Source organism: Yinghuangia sp. YIM S09857 (assembly GCF_051388915.1).
Classification (GTDB): domain Bacteria; phylum Actinomycetota; class Actinomycetes; order Streptomycetales; family Streptomycetaceae; genus Yinghuangia.
On record NZ_JBPKBH010000035.1, the window covers coordinates 20804 to 39552 of the forward strand.

Here is an 18749-nt window from a genome sequence, read left to right on the forward strand (position 1 = left end):
CTCACGCCTCCGGATGCCGAGGTCCCTGGCCGGGGGGCGGGGCGAGGATCGTCTGATACTCGGTCCCCTTGGCGGAGGCCTCGGCCATCCGGTCGTAGATGTCGAGGATCAAGTCCTTGGTGCGGTAGGTGCCATGGGCTGCGATGTCGGTGCGTTGAACTACCGGGAAGCAGTCCATGATGTATTGCACGTCTTCGCGGGTAACGCCGTAGACGTGGAACAAGGCCGCGTCCAGCTCTGCTCGGATCGTCTGACGCCGGTCGTTGTTCCATCGGAACGGTGCCCCTGCATCGCCGTGGCTGCGGGCGAAACCAGCCATCTGTGAGCTGGTGTAGACCAGCTCAAGCACGCGGTCCTGGATCCAGGCACTGATCGTGGGTGCCAGCAACGAATTCGGCTCAGCCAAGCTCTGTGGATCTGGGACGGGGAGTTGACGCACAGTGAAGTACTTGAGCGCGGTCCCAGACGCCTTCTGTCGTGTCACGTAGTCGTAGATAAATGAAGCGAACACAGCAATCAAAGGCAGCGGATTCGTCCCTGGGAGCGCCAGGAGGAACTTGTCACCCACTCCATGTGCTGGCAGCACCGAACCGATCATCGTGCGTGTGTCCGTCGCCCGCGCGATGTCCCGCCATCCCATCAGCCACTCGCCAGACCAGGCGTGCGCCCGCAAGCGAGTGGCCACACCGGCTTCGAAGACGGGATTTCCCTTCCTGTCGAACTTCTCGGTCCGCACGTCGAACTCAGGCACCCAGTACCGAGGCATAGCAACGAAATTCGGGTCATCGTGCTGCTCCGGCGTCACCCGTGGCAGCGTCCCCATCTTGGCCTGGGCTTCCGTCTGGCCCTCATACGTACCAAGCCGGTGGTCGTAGTGGTGGAGCATCTTCGCCTCGTACAACGGCAGCATGCGCTTCCCGTCTCGTTCGAAGATATTGCCCTTCAACTCCCAGTCGTCGCCCATGAGCTGGTCCATCGTGCGGAACAGGTGTGAGTCGTTGGCCATGTCGAACATTCGCATGAACGACAGGCCCCACGGGTTCTGCTTAGGCTTGCCTTCGGCGTCCAGCCGGATCAACACCGGAACCCGGCGGTAGATGCCGAGAGTGATCTCCGCGTCCCGTCGCGAACGGAATACGGGCAAGGTGCCCGTGTTCGGGTTCACCAGAAGGATCTCCTCCGGCGGCATGGCAAAGCGCCGGCCCGGCAGGTCTTCCATGTGCCACGTCCCGAAAGCGAAGGAAGCCTCCCGGACTTGCTCCCCCGCGCCCGTCACCGTCAGCAACGCGAACCGTACGCGATGGTCCACCGCTCGGCTCAGCAGGAACGCCTCGTTCTCGAACTCCAGGAACGACGCCAGTCGCTTGCTCCGCACCAGGTCCGAGAAGAACGGCGCCGTGGTTGCGTCCGTAGCGATACCCGTAGGGAGCACGAGCCCGAAACGACCCGTCGGCGCGACCGCCATCGACGCGGCTTCCGCAAAGACCGCATACGTGTTGACGTCCCCGCGACCGGCCAGCGGGTACCGCCCCGAGTCGCGAAGGAGATGGCTCGTTCCCTCGGCAAACCGGCGCGCTTGGTGGAACCCGCGCAGCAGGTCGGCGTCCTGGGGCGCCTCGCTCGTCGCCAGCGCCTTGATCATGCGGTCGCGCGCGGCCTTGTTGGGCGCATTCGCGATGTCCGCCCGCCGGGTCGCGAAGTACTCCTGGTCCTGGAGTTTCACCCGCTCCCACGGCGGATTCCCCAGCACACACGAGAACCCGCCGATCCAGCCGGTGCGTTCGTCCGCACGGGGATCGTTCGGTGCTTCCGGAACGGTGAAAACCTCGGGGAACTCCAGGTGCCAGTGGAAGAAGTCGTACTCCTGGCGCAGCCGCATGACCTCGTCAGTCGTCCCGGTGGGCAGCTCCAGCCCACCCTTCTCCAACGCGAGCAGCGACTCCGTCGTCAGCGCCGGAGGATCCGCCTTCTTCGTCTTCTCCCAGACGAACGCCGCGCACCACGCGTCGGCGAGCTCGCGCGCTCGGATGTATTCGGGGGAGTTCTCGACCAGGCTCCGGTAGCGGTCGGCCTGTGCTCGTACGTCCGGGAGGGTATCCGAGGCCGCGTCCGTCACGTCGGCCGCCGCGCGGGAAAGCGAGGCATTCGAGACGGCGAGGAGACCTCCTGCGCCGAACAGTTCGGCCTGCAACCCCTGGTCCCGCGCGTTCCAGGCGGCGACCTCGGCGGCGTTGCGCTTCTTCAGAGCCGTCGCCCACGCCTTCTCGTCGCCCTCGATCGGTTTGAAGGCGTCATCCGGCAGCCCGGCGGCAAGCAGTTTCGGCGTTGTCCCGAGCAGACCGTTGCCGTGCTTGAGGTGGCCGTCCAGGAACGACAGCGGCTTCCCGGGCTCCAACGCCTCGATCCACAGTGAGACCTTGGCTAGTTCGACCGCCATCGGGTTGAGGTCCACGCCGTAGATGCAGCGCGCGATGACGTCTCGGAGGGCGTGCCGGATGTCGTCCGGGCTCGGCTCGGGGTCGTCGGTACGCACCATGGCCAGGCGCTTGGCGATCCGTCGGGCCGCTGCCACGAGGAAGTGGCCCGAACCACACGCGGGGTCGCACACCGTGAGCGCCAGGAGTGCGGCTTCCTGCTCTTCCCGCGTGGTGCCGGACTTGACCGCGTCGTCTATGACCGGGTCCAACGCCGAGTCCAGCAGACAGTCGATGAGCGACGACGGGGTGTAGTACGAGCCGGTCGTCTTGCGTTCGTTGCCGGCCAGCGTCTCCAGCTCGAAGGTCCGCCCCGTCTCGCCGAGTCTCGGGACCAGCTCAAGCAGCGACTCGTAGATCGACCCCAGTTCTTCGGCGTCCAGGTGCCGGTAGTCGACCATTCGCGGCCGATTGAGTTTCGGGTCGCGGACCATCGCCAGTGCCTTGACCGCACGGAACAGGTGTTCGTTGGACAGTTCCAGGCCGTCCAGGACCGCATCGGCGTCAGTCCTCTCGAACAGGCCGCCGAGTCCGGGAAGTCCGAGTTCCGGCCGCCCGCCCACGATGCCGAGCCCGTGGATGACGAGGCGCAGTGCCGCCCACTGGTCCCCGTGCGGAGTTCCCGGCTGACGTACCGCGACTCGGCGCAGCTTTGCCGTCGAGAAGTATTTCTCGTAGCGTTCGACCGCTGTCGTGTCCGCCGTCGGCGACAGCAACAGCCCGCGGTCTTCGGTGACGAACAGGAACAACAGCCGGTACACGAGCCGCAGCAGCGCGGGATGCACGGCGTCGACGCACAGCTTCTTCGCGTATAGGGCCTCCCTCAACTCGGCATTGGCTGGGTGCCCGATGAATCCGGTACCGAGCGTGACCAACGCCTTCTCGACGCCGTTGCGCAACTGCTCCAGGGCACGCGTGCCACTGGCGATCGCTTCCGTGCGCCACTTCTCCAGACGACACGTCGACGCGCTCGCGGGGCCTTCTCCCGCCGCGGTGTCCCGGGGCTCGAACCGCGTACGGTGCAGCAATCGCCACATCGTCAGGAAGTCGGCGAAGTGGTCGCCGTCGAACATCGCCCGGAGATCGAACTCCACGTACGCAGACCCGGTTTGCGACGCCGAGTCGCGCAACAGCCGCAGCACTTGGCCGTTGGACGCCATGCCCCACAGCGCGTTCGGCCCGCCGCGGTTCAGGTACTCCTGCACCATCGGCTGCGGTGCCGGACCCAAAGAGCCGACGCTTCGGCGGTCGATGTCGACGTTCCATCCCGCCAAATGCACCGGCACGTTGTGCCAGGCGTGGCTGATGGGGAACTCCTTCTCCCCGTCCGCCGATCGCAGTTGCGCCGCGCCGACGGCGTCGAGTCGCCCGAAGCCGAGCTGTTCGAACACCGGGAGAAGCCAGCGGTCCCGAGTCACTCCGACCGCCGGGATGGCCGGGTTGTCGTCCGCGCCTTCCGCCGTGAGCGCGTCCTTGAACGCCCCCCATACGCCCTTGAGGTACGCCCAGGAGCGCTCCGCCGCGTCGCGTACGGTCTCGTTCGCCGCGTAGAGCCGGTAGTCCGCGGGCGCGGCACCGCTCACGTCCTTGCCGGTGGCGATCCGGCTGAGCATGTCGGGGGGCAGCAACCCTCCGACGAGGGTGATGGAATCTGTCAGCCGGGTCTTCGCGACACTCATCGTCCGGTCCCCCCGGTCGCGGCCGGACCGGCCGGCAGATAGTGGTAGATGCCGAGGACGTCGGGATCGTCCTGGGCGGTGACGCGCAGACCGCGCAGGGCCGTCCCCCGGATGGTCGATCGTCCGGCGCTGCGTACCCGGCGGTGCGACTCCAGCAGGCGTTCCGCCAACTCCGCGCCCTGTGCACGGAGTTCGGGAAGCAAAGCTGGCACGCCTTCGATGATCGGCCGAATGCGCCCGGTCGCGAATTCGGGTCCCATGTTCTCGGTCGCGCGCGCGTCGAGCAGGTGCAGCGCCTCGGCCTCGTCCAACCATTCGGGCGCGGCTACCGTGCCTCGAAAGGCGAAGAGCCGGGCGTCCTCGGCCAACTGCGGCTCGATGCTGCCGTCCCGGCGGGGGAGTTCCAGTTGGAAGCGGAATCGGACCAGCAGCAGGGTCGTCCGTCGGTCGACGGCGTCGGTACGGATCACCCCGCAACGTCGTGCCGGCCGCTGCCACGAGGGCATTTGGTCGTCCAGAGCGGCGTCCAGCACGAAACGTGCGACGGCGGCCACCGCCGGGTCGGTTCGGGTGAGCGCGATCTCGCCGCGCGGCGCCACCGGGGCGTCGTGCGCCACGATCGGGCGCGGGTGGCGGGCGCCGAGCGTGGATGCGAACCCGTCGCGCAGGGCCTGGGGCATCGCCTCCGCGTTGACGGTGAACCCCTTGCTCTTCCCACCGGGGTGCGGGCCGGACACGCCGCGCAGCGCGGTCATGGCACGGAACACGAAGTCGCGGATCTCGTCGCCGCCGCCAAGGGCGGCGCGGATCTCGGCGACCTCCCTGGCCACTTCGTCCTTCTTGATCGCGTGTTGGGCGTACCGGGAGCGCGAGGCCTTCTCGCGTTCCGCGGCGCTGTTCCAGTCGCTGTCGAGGTCGGCGGCCTTCTTCCCGGCGATCGTCTCGACCTCGAAGAGCCCTTCCTGCTCGAACGCCTCGCGTTCGCCACGCAGGATCAGTCCTTCGAGGACGGCCTGCATGACGTTCTCGGACTCGTCGGGGACCGGTACCGAGACACCTGTCGCGCGGCGGATGCGGTCGTGCTTGCGCAGCAGCACGTTGAGCACGATGCCGTCGATCGGGTTGTCCTTGCCGACCAGGGTTACGGCCTTGACCACGTCGCGGCGCTGCCCGAAACGGTCGACACGGCCTTCCCGCTGTTCGTGCCGGGTGGGGTTCCAGGCAAGGTCGTAGTGCACAACCGCGTCGAAACTCTCTTGCAGGTTGACGCCTTCGGACAGGCAGTCGGTGGCGACGAGGATGCGCCGCTCGGGCGGCGGTTCACCTTCCTCGCCGGTCTGCGAGAGGGCGGCGATACGGGCGAGCCGCTGGTCGGGGGAGAGCTCACCGGTGACGGCCTCGACGACGCACTTGCCCTTGTTACGGCCGGAGGCGAATTGCTTGCGCAGTTCGGCGGCTACGTACTCGGCCGTTGCGATGTACCGGCAGAACACTATGGGCTGGTAGCCGTCGCTCTGGAGCTCCTTGATCGTCGTGATGAGCCGCTTGAGTTTGCGGTCCTTCGCGGCACCGGCGAGTTCCTTGGCCTGCACCGCCATTGCGGTCAACCGTACGGCGTCGGCCTCGTCGATGGCCGCTTCACCGCCGTCCTCGCACCGGACGACGCCGGGCACGGCGTCGGCGGTGTCCGCGGACTCGGTGTCCGTCACGTCGGTGACCGACTCCGCGCCGATCTCGTCGGCCTCAGCCGGCGACACGGCGTCCTGGACCCCGGCGCGCGTGTTCAGGGCACGGGCCGCCGCCGCGGGCGAGGAGCCGAGTGCCCGCAGCAGGGCGAGCGCCGACCACCAGCGGATGCGCTGCTGAAGGGCGCCGTCGGCGCTGCGCACGGTCTCGCGAGCGTATTCGATGACCTGTTCGAGGAGGGTGCGGTAGTCGGGGTGGAGGGCGTAGTCGTCCTCACGGCTCTGACGGTCGCTGGGGAAATGCGCGTCGTCACCGAAGTCCTCGCGGATGTCGGCGCGGCGGCGCTGCACGAGGTGCTCGGCGAGTACGCGGCGGCCGGCCTCGCTGTCCAGGTTTGCCGACTCCAGGTGCGGGGCCAGGAGCCCGAGCAACCGCCGGAAGGGCTCTTCTTTTCCGCTGTGCGGCGTGGCGGTCACCAGCATCATGTGCCGGTCGGGGTCCTTCGTGAGCTCCTTGAGTAGCCAGTAGCGCAACTGGCGCTGCTGCCCGCGGGAGCCAGGTGTCGAGTCGGCCACGCAGGTGTGAGCCTCGTCGACGATGACCAGGTCGGGACAGTTGTCGATGAAGTCCTGCCGACGTTTGGGCGACTTGATGAAGTCGGTTGATACGACGTACTTGCCGTTCTTGCGGAACAGCGACTTGCCGTAGATGCGTTCGCGATCCAGGCGGCCAATGGTCGAGGCAAGGACGAGCTCGGCCTCGATGCCGAACTTCGCCCGCAGCTCGGACCGCCACTGTTCGGCGAGTACGGGGCTGCACAGGACGACCAGACCCTGCGCGTCGCCCTGGGCGAGTAGTTCGGAGGCGATGAGTCCGGACTCGACCGTCTTGCCGATGCCGACGTCGTCGGCGATGAGCAGGCGGACGGTGTCCTGGCGCAGTGCCATCAGGAGCGGCACGAGCTGGTACGGCCTCGGCTCGACGGCGATCGACGCCAGCGAGCGGAACGGTCCGGCGCCCGCGCGGAATCCGATACGCAGCGCGCTGCGCAGCAGTCCCGCCGCCGACTGGTCCCCGAGATCGTCGGCCGACGGCGGGGCGAAGCTGGCCTGCCGGACGTTCTCCAAAGCGGGGAACACCGCGGCGACGTCGTCGTCCGTGCCGCCCAACGGGCGCAGCACGAGCAGATCACCTTCGGATTCCGGAAGCACGACCCACTCCCGGCCCCGGGCGTGGACGAGCGAGCCGACCGCGTAGGGGAGCGGTGTCCGATCGGCCCTCGCGGGCGTGGAGGCGGAAGTGGGCGGCGTCATCGGGCGGTTGCCAGGCCTTTCGGGCGGTCGGATCGGACTGTCAGGGCGGTTGCCGGGTGGAAGGGGAAGCGGCGGGGATCGTGCTTCAGCGGCGCGGCGTTCCGAAGACGCTGGGATGTCGGTCGATCACGCGGTCCCAGTCATCGTCATAGCGGATGCGTACGACCTCCCAACCGATGTCGAGAAGGCGTTCGCTCGCGTCGGCGTCACGGGTGGCGATCTCCTCGTGGTCGTGGTGCGGCCCGTCGACGAAGACGGCGACCGGGCCGATCGGCAGCCGGTAGACGAAGTCCGGCATTGCCAGTGCGTCCCGTACCCGCACCTGCTGTTCGTCGGGGAGTCGGAGGCCGCGTTCGCGGAGGAACGCGACGAACCGCTGTTCCAAGGTGGATTCGGAGCCGGCAATGAGTTCTTGGGCCTGCTCATCGCGCGTGCGGCCGGCGTGTGCTCCGCTCGTTTCGGCGCCGGCGAGGTCGAGGAGAAGGTCGCGGGCCTTGTGCCGGTCGATGACCTGGTGCCAGCGCTGGTTACCGAAGGACAACAGGCAGTCGTAGCAGCCGAGTTCGCATTCCTCGCCGCTGATGCCGATGCGGCCGTCGGTGCCGTCGGCCTCGAAGTGGGCGATGTGCAGGGCCCGCCGGGCGGCGCGGCGCAGCGCGTCGGGCTCGGCCTGGAGGCGGCGCAGGACGCCGGCGCCGCCTTCGGCGCTCTCGATGAACAGGATGCGGTCGCGTGGACCTTCGTGCGGGGGGAGCTGTTCGGAGTCGAGCTCGCCGTCCTCCAGCTCGAACTCCGCTTCGATGCCGCGTTCGAGCGCGTATTGGAGGGAGATGATCGTGTCGGCGTCCACTGGCCGGGTCAGTTTGAGGACGAGCACGTTGCGGGTGTCCTGGACGAACGGGATGACCGGCACCTTGCGCTTGTTCTCGTCCGCGTCGCCGAGGCCGTCCTGTTCCTCGGTGGCCTCCTGCCCGGGACGGCCCAGATCCTTCTTGGAGTTGAGCCAGCGGCCGTCGGCCGGGTCGATCCAGAAGCCGGTCTGGCCCTTGGCGACGCTGCGGAGGTATCCGAGGTTGGTGAGACGGACGGTCGCGCTGTCGCCGTACGCGAGTTCGGCGAGCGGGCGTCCGTCCTTGTCCGCGACCTCGGCGCGCAGCGAACCGTCCCGGTCACCGTGCCGAGCGAACCGGTAGGAGACCTCGATCTTGTAGCCGACGCGCTGACGCTCCTCCTCGTCCGAGGAAATGCGGTCGCGTCGCTTGGTGACCACCGTGTGCAAAGGCAACAGGTTGGTTCGTGCGTGGCCCAACGGCTCGGAGCAGAACTCGCAGACGTCGACGCGCTGGGACGGCAGGTGCAGGTGCCCGCAGTACTCGCAGACCCGGGCCTCCTCCAGGAGGAGTTCACCTCCCGCGTCGAAGGAGGCCAGCGCGCGTTCGACCTGGAAGCGGCTGCCTTCGTGGTAGATGAACGCCCCCGGGCCGAACTCGCGGATGGCGATGAAGCGGGACCGCTGGAGGAGGTCGGCGTCGCTGCCCCGGTAGGCACGTCCGGTACCGGGGATGAACGCCGCAAGGGGCAGGCGCGGGAAGGAGTATCCGGGCAGGAAGCCTTCGGAGGCGAAGTACCGGTAGGGGGTGAAGTCGGACAGCACGCTGCCACCCCCGACCCCGGTGTTCTTGAGCAGGCGGAGCTGCGCCTCGGCCTGGGTGCGGCGCCGTTCGGCAGTCTCCGGTGAGATCTTCGTGGAGCTGTCGTGCAGGATCAGGCGGTGGTACGACTCCCGCTCCTCGATGGCCTTGCGGAAAAGGTCCCGCCAGCGGTTGCACGCCGCGTCGAAGGCGCCTGGGGCGCGCGCGATCACGTCGTCCAGCCAGGACTCGTCCCACCAGGACGTGGCCCGCAGGCTTGGCATTGTGCCGTCCAGCACCTCACGCCCTCGCTCCAGCGCCCGTTGCCGCGCGTTCTCGTCGCGGATCTGGTTCTGGACATTCGGGAACAGCTCAAGCGACGGAGACTCGCCGGACGCGTCGAGGATGTGCGGGATGTTCTTGCCGAGCTCCAGGCGGGTCTCCGCGAGCCACACGGCGTGGATGTGGGAGCGGATCAGGTCCTCGTTGGCCAAGTCGAGGCGCGGTGCGGCGACGGATCCGGCCACCATGAGGTGGGAACGGCGGAAGTAGTACTGGTCGTGGCTGTTGCCGGTCGCGCAGTACGTGGTGACCAGGGCGGGCTGCCCGGATCGCCCCGCGCGTCCGTGGCGCTGCGCGTAATTCGCCGGCGTAGGAGGCACGTTGCGCATGTTGACGGCGTTGAGATCGGCGATGTCGACGCCGAGTTCCATGGTCGGCGAGCAGTAGAGGATCGGGAGCTTGAGGCCCTCACGGAACTGCGCCTCACGTGTCTCACGGAGTTGGGGCGGCACCTGTGCGGTGTGCTCGCGGGCCACCAGCCCGGCGAACGAGTCGCCGACGCTCTTGTAGAGCTTCTTGAAGAACGGGTTGACGCGCGGGCCGCGGCCTTCACCGTAGGTGCGGCGCAGCCGGTCCGCCGCGCCGAACTGCTCGTCGCAGGCCTTCCAGACCACGACCGTGTGATCGATGCGGTACCCGGGGACCTCGCCGCGGGCCTGCGGGAGCTCGACGAGCAGGCCGCCCTCCTTCAGCACCTGCAAGAGCTGGGCGATGAGCTTCTGGGCGTCGTCGAGTGAAACCGGGTGGTCGTGACCGGGGAAGCAGCCGGGGCGGCGCAGTTTGCGCCCGAAGGCGCCGCGGCCGGTCAGGCCGAGCTCGGTGCGCGGGCCGTGCGGTCGGCGAGGGCGCGGGAAGGCGGTGCCGACCGCGGGCGGACGGGTCTCTGTCTCGGGAATACCCCAGGTGTCGGAGAGTTTGTCAGCCAGCCGGCGCAGCCTGTCGAAGCCTTCCTCGGTGAAGTACGGGACGCTGACCGCGCGTACCCGACGCAGTTCGTCGAGCAGCATGCGGCACAGCTCGTGCCGCACCTCGGGAGTGGCGCCACGGAGCGGTTCGTCGGTCTCCGCCCAGCGGTGCTCCTCAGCGGTGACCTCGTCGAGGCCGCCGTAGACGACGCGCAGCAGGCCGGTCTGCTCCAGGTTCGGCATGGTGACGCGCCAGCCTCGTTCGAGGTCCAGGTAGAGCCGGTACGCCACCACCTCGCGCAGCGCGGCCAGCGTCCGCTTGGCCTGGAAGGACACCTCGGTCGGCTGGTTCGAGTAGTCGAGCGGGGTCAGCCCCATCTGATCGACGACGGCCTCGGCCAGCTCCTCGTGGCTGAGGCCGTCGTCGCCGGCCTTGAGCATGGCCTGGTAAAGGGCACCGCGGAGCTGGGTGACCTGCACGAAGTCGTTGAAGTGGCCGGCCTGGAGGCTGGCGTCCTGGCGATTGTCGACGAAGCTGAGGAGCTTGCGCGCGCCCGGGTCGAGTTCGTCCTCGGGGATGGCCTTGAGGTGGCGGACGATGCTGGAGCTGACCACGGAGGTGGCGGTCGAGCGGCCCTCTTGGTCGAGCGTCATGAGCTTGCCGAAGTCCTTGGTGCCCGGGAACTCATAGGCGACGCCGCAGTTCAGGCAGAAGCGGAACGGCATCGAGACGTACACCGCGTAGACGCCCTCACCCCGGGGCGCGACGGTGCCGTCCGCGCGGAGCCACAGCGGCTCGGGGGCGTCCTTGCGCCGACTGCCGACCAGCCGCTGGGTGCCCTTGTTGTCGTCGGTCTCCAGCCATGTGTCCGGGAAGCGCTGCTCTGCGACCGCGTGGGCCAAGTCGTCGGGCCACGGGTGGCGCGAACTGATGTACAGGTAGCCGTTGTCGTCGTCCTCGTCGCCGCGTGCGTGGAAGCCCGCCGTTTTGCCGTCACGCTGCTCGCGGGCGACGGTCAGGTATTCCTGGCCGCATTCGCGGCAGAACGAGAGGGGGAGGAGGATCTTGTCCTTGTCGCCGGGGACGCGTACCTGGTATGTCCGGCTGAGGTGCCTGGTCTCCTCGTCTTCGAGGGAGACGTAGACGGACTCGCCCTTGGACAGGAACTGGTGCAGGCGGAACGCGAACAACGAGCGGGCGCGCTCGGGGTCCTTGGCCTGGGCTCCGGCCTGCAGCGTGCGGCGGATGGCCTCGCGGCAGGACTCCGGGGACTCCCCGACCCGAGCCGCCAGTTTGTCCCCGGCCTTCTCGATGGTCGTGGGGACGGCGCGCACCAGCGTGCCGGCGTCCTCGCCGTCGGTGAGGAGGCGCAGCCCGAAGGTGCTCTCGATCCAGCGGGCGAGTGGGTCGGCGGCGAGCGCGGCGTAGTCGGCGGGCGGTGCCTCCGCGCGGACGCAGGCGGCGAGTTCGGCATCGCTCGGCTCGGTGGGCGAAGTCGCCCGGACCAGGGTTTCCCCCACCACCCGGTCGGCGGAGATCGCGGTGTCGAACAGGGTGCCGGCCACCCGGGCGACGGTGCGCCGCTGGTCGGCCCGGGTTCCGGTGGACGTCATCGTCGCGGACGTTCCGACGCACTGGAGTGCGGGGGACTGGCAGGCGTTGCGGACGCGCCGGATCAGCATGGCGACGTCAGCGCCCTGGCGGCCGCGGTAGGTGTGGAGTTCATCGAGCACCAGGAAGCGGAGGCCGCGCGCGGCGCGGATGAGGTTGGTGCGCTCGCGCGGCCGCGTGAGCATGAGTTCCAGCATCACGTAGTTGGTGAGCAGGATGTCGGGCGGGTTGTCGAGGATGCGCTGCCGGTCCTCGTCCTTCTCCTGTCCCGTGTAGCGGTCGAACGTGACCGGCGGCCGCCCCGTCGGATAGCCCGCTTCCAGGAACTTCCTCAGTTCGAGCCTCTGGCTGTTGGCCAGGGCGTTCATCGGGTAGACGATGATGGCCTTGACGCCGGCCGAGGCACCGGCTGCCTTCTCGCGCAGGATCCGGTCGACGATCGGGACGATGTACCCGAGGCTCTTGCCTGAGCCGGTTCCGGTGGTCATGACGTACGAGTCGCCGGAGCGGGCGGCCTCGATCGCGTCCCGCTGATGGCGGTGGAAGGTAATGGGCCGTCCCAGCGCATCCGGGTTCCCCGGCGTCTTGCCGGTTCGGAAGATCTTGGCGCACTCGGGGTGCAGGATCCCGGCGTCGACCAGTTCGGTCACCGATCCGCCGGACGCGAAACTCGGGTTCAGGGAGAGCCACGGGTCGGGCCACTGGCTGCCCTGGACCAAGGCGTCCTCGACGGTCTCCTTGATGCGCTGGTCGCCGACGACCACGGCGCCGGACGTGAAGTCCCGGTAGTCGGAGATGAGCCGACGGTGTACCTCGAAGACGTCCACTGACCCCTCTTCTTCCCATCCTCGCCGTCGCCCGGGCTTCACCGTACTGGTTGGCATGGCCTGCGCGGCGCGCTTCGGTCGGTACGGCACCGACTCTGCATGTGAACTCTGTCAACGCTAGTACTGTGAACAGAGTCAACGCAATGTCCTTCGGATATTCGCCTTCACGATGTGCTGCGCTCCGTGATCTCCCGATGGCAGACTTTGTCATCACGTGCCGACTCTGAGACCGGGGGACTGAGCAAGCATGGACATCGGTCACGTCATCGCGGACCGCTACCGGATCTCCGAGATCATCGGCCGCGGCGGCATGGGCCGCGTGTGGCTCGCGCGCGACCTGCACTTGAACCGCTCGGTCGCGGTGAAGACCATGGACGTCGACGCCTCCGACCCCGAGCAGGCGGAGCGGGACGCCAAGCGCTTCGCGCGCGAGGCGACGACGGTCGCCGGCCTCGATCACAGCGGCCTGGCCACGGTCTACGACCTCGGCGTCGAGGACGGCCTCCACTACCTGGTGATGCAGCATGTCCACGGCACCGATCTGGGCGACTACATCGCCGAGACCGCGCCGCTCGACATCGTCGAGGTTGCTGCGATCGGGGTGCAGATCTGCTCGGTATTGGGCGCCGCGCACGCGAAAGGGATCGTGCACCGCGATCTCAAGCCAGGCAACGTTCGGATCCGGACGGACGGAGTCGTCAAGGTGCTCGATTTCGGCGTCGCTGCATTGCTCGACCCCAAGGCCGACCACTTGACCCGGACTGGTGAGCGCCCAGGCACCCTTCGTTGTATGTCCCCCGAACAGGTGGAAGGCGATGTGGCGGCCGTCGACCATCGGGCCGACCTCTACGCGCTGGGCTGCCTGCTCTACGAGATGCTCACCGGGCGCCCGGTGTTCTCGGACGAGTACCCGCTCCTGATGCCCAGCCTGCACGTGCACGAGACACCTGTGCCGCCGGGACAGATTCGCGACGACATCCCGCAAGACATAGAGGCTCTCGTCCTGGAACTGCTGGCGAAGGCACCCGCCGACCGCCCCGCACACGCCGGAGCGGTCTACCCGCGTCTGGCCAGGTTCCTGCCCGGCCCCGCGGACCCCGCACTCGCGCTGCGCCCGTGGGCGGAGGTGGCGCCGCTGCGGCCCTTCCAGCACCCGATGGCGCCGGACGCCCGCCCCGTCCGCCTGTGGGCAAGCCAGGCGGACGGGGACTGAGCGGGCAAACACGTCACGCCGATCCTGTGGCTCCCTCCGCAGCCGTGTCGGCACGTTCGCCCGCGATCTTGTACGACTCGTAGTCGAAGGCCAACTGCTCGACCGCCGCCTCTTCCTCGGGATCGGGTTCGTTCTCGACGCCGGGGGCCGGTGCGGCGTCCGGGTCGGTGTCGCGGGCGCCGTCGGGCAGCTCGCGTGCGTCGGCGGCTTCGCCCGCTTCGTCGGCGCGGGTCGGCAGTACGTACTCCTGGCCGAGGCCGGCCAGGTGCAGCGGCAGAGGCAGGCTCAGGGCCTGCGGGTAGTCCGGGGGTTGCCGGAGATGATGAACGGCGAGGGCCAGGGCTTCCGGCTCGTCGCCCTGGTCCTCGTGGCAGCCGAGCACGGCGATCTCGACGAGCCCGGGGTTCCAGGCCGGTTTGTCGGTGTCGACGGTGGGTTGGCCCGCGCGTGGACCCCGGCGAAGCGGTCGTGTGGTCAGCTTGTTGGCCTCGATCGACGACGTGCGGAACTGCACCGGTTTTGGGGTCGTGCTGGCGAACACCCGGCAACCGTGCAGGCCGGAGTCCGCGACACGCCAGAGGTTCTCCGGGAGGCCGTTGGGCTCGTCCGTGGGATGGACGCCCCACCACTGGGCCGTCTCCATCCCCCGAGCGGTCCGTACCCGTACGAGGCGCAGGTCACGGTCGATCGGGCGGGACGGGGCCGGGCCGCACCGGATCCGGTCGGGCTCGATCCTGCTGTCCTGGAGCCACGTCCAGTGCGACCTGGCGTTCTGCGCCTGGGCCAGGAGCACCGTCGGCGCGCCGCGCAGCGACCGGAGCACCCGCTGGAGCCAGTCCTCGGTCTCGTGCCGCTGCTGCTCCATGTCCTTATGCCAGGACTTGCGCTTGGTGTTGTTCGGCTCCGGTGCGTCCATCTCTTCGCCGTCACGGGGACCCGGCAGCGCGACCGGCACCTCGGCGCGGCGCGCGAGCTTCAGCAGCATTGCGGGATAAGGGATCCAGGCCCCCGCCCCGAAGTCCGCCTCAGCGTCCCACCCTTCGACGCGGGCGAGACCCGAGCCGGTCGCCTCGGGCGTCACGAGGATCGCCACCGGGAAGTGTCCGGCCCATCGGGTGCGGTTCTTCCGGTTGCGGCGCACGATCCACACCGCCGCGTAGCGCGCCCCCGTGGGGAGCCCTTCCACCATCGCGTGTTCGGGCTGCACCCGCACACCGAGCTGGCGCAGCCCGTCGTCCCAGGCCATCTCCGCGCGGAAGGACTTGTTCTTCTCGGTGTCGTAGCCTCGCGTCTTCGTCGGCACCGCCACGAACTGAGTGAGTACTCCTGCGTAGGCGCAGCCCAGGCGCAAAGCGAACTTCGGGTCGTGGTCGGGTGTGGTGAAGTCGTCGCGGCGATCGATCTCCACCAGAGCCAGTGTCGGTGTCGGACCGGGGGCATCGGCGCGTACGAACGCCTCGGCGTCGCGGCTGCGTGCCGCCACGGCCATGGTTACCACCTTGCCGGTGCGGCGGACGCCGTCCGGGATGGTCAGGTCGCCCGCCAGACCACCGGTCAGCCGCAGGCAGCGCAGCCGCACGGTCAGCTCCGGCGACTGCCACTCCAGGACGACGGGCGCCCCCGGCCCGGAGTGCGCGAACGCCGCCGCGTCGACGGAGCCTTCCGCGCTCTTGAGGCCGAGCATCGTGGCGAGCGCCGCGATGGCGGTGTCGCGCATCGACGGGGTCTGCCACAGCAGCCGGGCTTCCAGTACCGGCACTTCGTCCGCGGCGACGGATGTGAGCTGCCGCATGGCGAAGGCCACGCCAGTCCGGCGGGCCAGGGCCACCCGGGCCTCATGGTCGGGCTTGTCCGTACCCGGGATCGACGACGGCCGGGCGTTGGCCGGGCGGTGTGCCGAGCGCCGCTGGCGAGTCAACGGCGCCGCAGGGCGCAGCTCTGCGGGCAGCGCCTGTTCGGCCCACATGGTGATGTGCGACCGCTGGTCGGACATGAGTCCCGCGCCGACGCCGTGCTTGCCCATTGCGGTGCTGTAGACGACAGCCGCACGCATGTCGTCGGTGAGCCACCCCGTGGGGTCGGCCCGGATCGCATCGGCGTCGGGGAACGGTTGGGCCAGCGAGATGCCGCGCAGGATTCCGGCCGGTCCTCCGGACGCCCAGCCGATCGCCTTCGACGCCGGGTCCCAGCCCAGACGGGCGAGCGCGAAGCGGTCGCTCAGCGGGACACCGGGCAGCCACGGCACACGCGGCCGAAGCTGCACAGTCGTGTGGCGACCGAAGGGGAGGTGGATGCGGCCCGTCTTCGGGTTGGTGCGAGTCGCCCATCGGCGCAAGCCCATATGGAGGTGGAAGCGCGGCAGAGAGTCGAAGGGCGCGGTGTGGAGCGTCACGTTCAGCCGCACCGAGTACCACCACTCCACGCCGTTCTTCTCGAACGGCAGGGGCTGGGACACGAGTTCGGCACCCTTGTCACGGGGACCGCGGGGCAGGAGGCGGAAGCGCAGGTGCCCGGCACCGTAGTCGTACGGTTCCAGGTCTGCGATCCGGCGGGCAAGCCAGTCGGTGGACAGCGGGAACTGCCGGGCGTCCGGGGCGGCGGTCCCTCCAACCGTCACGCCCCCGCGCAGCAACTCCACATCCGCCATGCGCCATTGCGGCATGTCGGCCGTGATCAGGGCACGCACCCGGTTGAGCAGGGCCCGGTGCTCGGGTTCGGGGCGCAGATCGCGCAACCATGCATTGAGCAAGGCCTGGAACGGCGCAGGCGGCAAAGGGTGAGGCTGCTCCGCCGGGACGCAGAGCCAGAAGGCCCCGTCGTCGTCAGTGTTCCCGCGGGGGCGCGGCATGACCGTCAGATCGGGGGCCACCGCCTGCAAGACCTGCTCGATGCGGTACGTGGGGACGGTGCGATAGGGGTCGGCGGAGGGGGGCCGCCCGGCATTGCACAGGTCGAGCATGGCGTCGCGCCACTGTTCGGGAAAGGGCAGGACACTGTAGGAGGCGACGACAGACGCCTCGGGATCGACGGGACGCCAAACGGCGGTCTGGGCAAGGTTGTAGGCCATGGGGACCTCCGGAATAGCGGGGCGACAATACGGGCGCCTGTGGTCAGGAGTGGTGGGTGAGGCCGCACAACGCGTCGTAGAGCGGCTGGTACAGCAGGCGGACCAGCGCGGGATCCGCCGGGTCGGTGAACCGGTGGCCGGCGTCGTCGGCGAAGTAGGGAGCGAGGATGTTCCGCAGCCCGGTGAGCAGTCCGTCGTCGGCGAACCGCGGCGGCTCGCCGTCGAGGGCGTTGCCGGGCGCGAGTTTGCGTGCCGACTTGGGGGCGAACCTGGCGTCGACGAAGACCACCCGGGCCGGTACGCCTCCGCGCACGAGGCGACCGATGACCTGCCAGAGCGTCACCAATTGGTCCCAGGCGAACGAGCGTTTCTGAGCCGGGGACAGTCGTGAGTACACGTAGCGCCGGGCGAGCAACTTCCGCCACTCTGTGCGAGCTTGGTGCCGGAACGCCAGACCGGCCGCGTCCAGGTCCCCGGCCTCGGCAACGAGCTTCGAAAACGTCAGTCCGTCCGTTCCGTCGCGGAACTCGTCGCGCGTGAACCGGCCCACCCAGTCGTTGACGGCGTACACGGCGAGTGCCAGGTCGTCCGGGCGCGGGTGCGGACGGGCCAGGAACAACGCCACCCCGAATGCGGCGTTGCGTTGGCTGTTGAGGATGTTGTGGCCGCGCTCGACGGCCATCAGTGGTGCCACCAGGATCTCTGCACCGGGGTCCTCGGCGAACATCGCGAGGTCACCGCGGCGCAGCGCGGCAGCCTGTTCCGAATTGCCGTCTTCCGGGTCCCGGCCGCGCGTGGCGTCGAGTTCGGCGTCGTCGGCGGCCAGGACGCGTACACGGCCGTGCCAGCGGTCCATCGCATGGAGGACGTCGGCGGCCAGCGCGGCTTCCTTGTAGCTGCCGACCAGGAGGATGGCGCGACGTCGGTCGTCGTCGTCGACCAACGCGAGTTCCTGTTCCAGCGGACTGGGTGCTCCCCCGATGCCGCGGGCGCCAAGGCGGGTCACCATGGCCCGCGCGACCGCGGGCCGGACCTTGGGGTCGGTGCCCGACAGGCTGATCGGGCGGCCCTCGTCGTCGTAAAGGAACCGGGTCCGGAAGACGGTCTTGCGTACCGCCGCCAGGGAACGGTGGGACGGTTTGAGCACGGCACCTACCGGTGCGAGCACGTGAGCACGCGTAGAAGTGCCCGCCCAGCTGGTCCCGGACATGAGGACGACGTGCGGGCCCGCGCGCCCGATGCCGGGGTCGGCGCCCAACCGGTGGAGCCCCAGGAGGAGTTCGCGACCAACACCGGCGCACCGGAAAAAGCGTAGCGTCCCGCTGCGGCGGCCTTCCTCGTCATGTTCCCGTTCGTCGACGAGGTACTGGAATCCCAACACGTTGCCCATCGGTGCCTCCGGCACCACGGGCGCGTAGTCGAGAGGGGGACGACGGGACAGCTCGTTTCCGGTGGAGTCCAACCGCAATGCCGCTTCCACCTGCGGCCAAAGGAATGTCAGTCGTTCCAGCCGGTGGTGCAGGACGGTGAGGATGAGCATGAACTCCAGGTGGCGGCAGGTGGTCTCGAACCATTCCCTGGTCTGCCCGGCAGCCGGCGTACCGGTCATCAGCAGGGTGGCCAGCGCGTGCACCCGTTGTTTGGTCCGGGTCTCCGACAGCGTGTGCAGCACGTCCCCGGCTGCCTCCACGAGTTGATCGGTCGCCGTGCCGTAGGGCCCGCGGCCTCCGAGCGGATCGTCGCGGAACCTGTCGAAGATGGCGGTCAGTTCGGTACGGCGTGCTTCCTGCAGGAGCTGGGCGGGCCCGGAGGACTCGGGGTCGGGAAGGTCGTTCTCGTAGGCTTCATACAGTTCCGTTTCGTCGGGCACACCGTCGTGTCCGGGCGAGGCCGGGTCGGCGAACCAGTCGGCCAGGAGCTTGTCCTGAGAAGCCGTTGTCTTATCGAATGTGATCGCTGAGTTTCCGCTGGTCAGGCATGAAGTCCGGTGCTGTGCGGGA

5 protein-coding genes and 1 pseudogene are annotated in these 18749 nt (G+C 68.9%); 1 reads left to right on the plus strand and 5 read right to left on the minus strand.

Annotated features, from left to right (window positions below):
• Nucleotide 1: 1 nt before the first annotated feature.
• From ACRX5S_RS39955 to ACRX5S_RS39965, 3 genes are all read right to left on the minus strand, one after another.
• Nucleotides 2–4153, minus strand: a complete 4152-nt coding sequence (locus ACRX5S_RS39955; protein ID WP_436778205.1) for an Eco57I restriction-modification methylase domain-containing protein — start codon at nt 4151–4153, stop codon at nt 2–4.
• Nucleotides 4150–7050, minus strand: coding sequence for a helicase-related protein (locus ACRX5S_RS39960; RefSeq protein ID WP_436778206.1), 2901 nt, complete (start codon nt 7048–7050; stop codon nt 4150–4152). Before ACRX5S_RS39960 ends, ACRX5S_RS39955 begins: the two co-directional genes overlap by 4 nt.
• Nucleotides 7051–7237: 187 nt before the next feature.
• On the minus strand, nt 7238–12469 hold the full coding sequence (locus ACRX5S_RS39965) for a DEAD/DEAH box helicase (RefSeq protein ID WP_436778207.1): 5232 nt from the start codon (nt 12467–12469) through the stop codon (nt 7238–7240).
• A 247-nt stretch (nt 12470–12716) separates the two neighbouring features.
• Between ACRX5S_RS39965 and ACRX5S_RS39970 the strand changes: the two genes are divergently transcribed.
• Nucleotides 12717–13682 carry a serine/threonine-protein kinase gene (locus tag ACRX5S_RS39970; RefSeq protein ID WP_436778208.1) on the plus strand — a complete coding sequence of 322 codons (966 nt, stop codon included), beginning with the start codon at nt 12717–12719 and terminating at the stop codon, nt 13680–13682.
• Between the two features lie 13 nt (nt 13683–13695).
• On the opposite strand, the gene ACRX5S_RS39975 is transcribed toward ACRX5S_RS39970, so the two are convergent.
• On the minus strand, nt 13696–16749 hold the full coding sequence (locus ACRX5S_RS39975) for a pPIWI_RE module domain-containing protein (RefSeq protein WP_436778209.1): 3054 nt from the start codon (nt 16747–16749) through the stop codon (nt 13696–13698).
• A 43-nt stretch (nt 16750–16792) separates the two neighbouring features.
• Nucleotides 16793–18749 (minus strand): annotated as a pseudogene (locus ACRX5S_RS39980) (hypothetical protein); the annotation flags it as partial.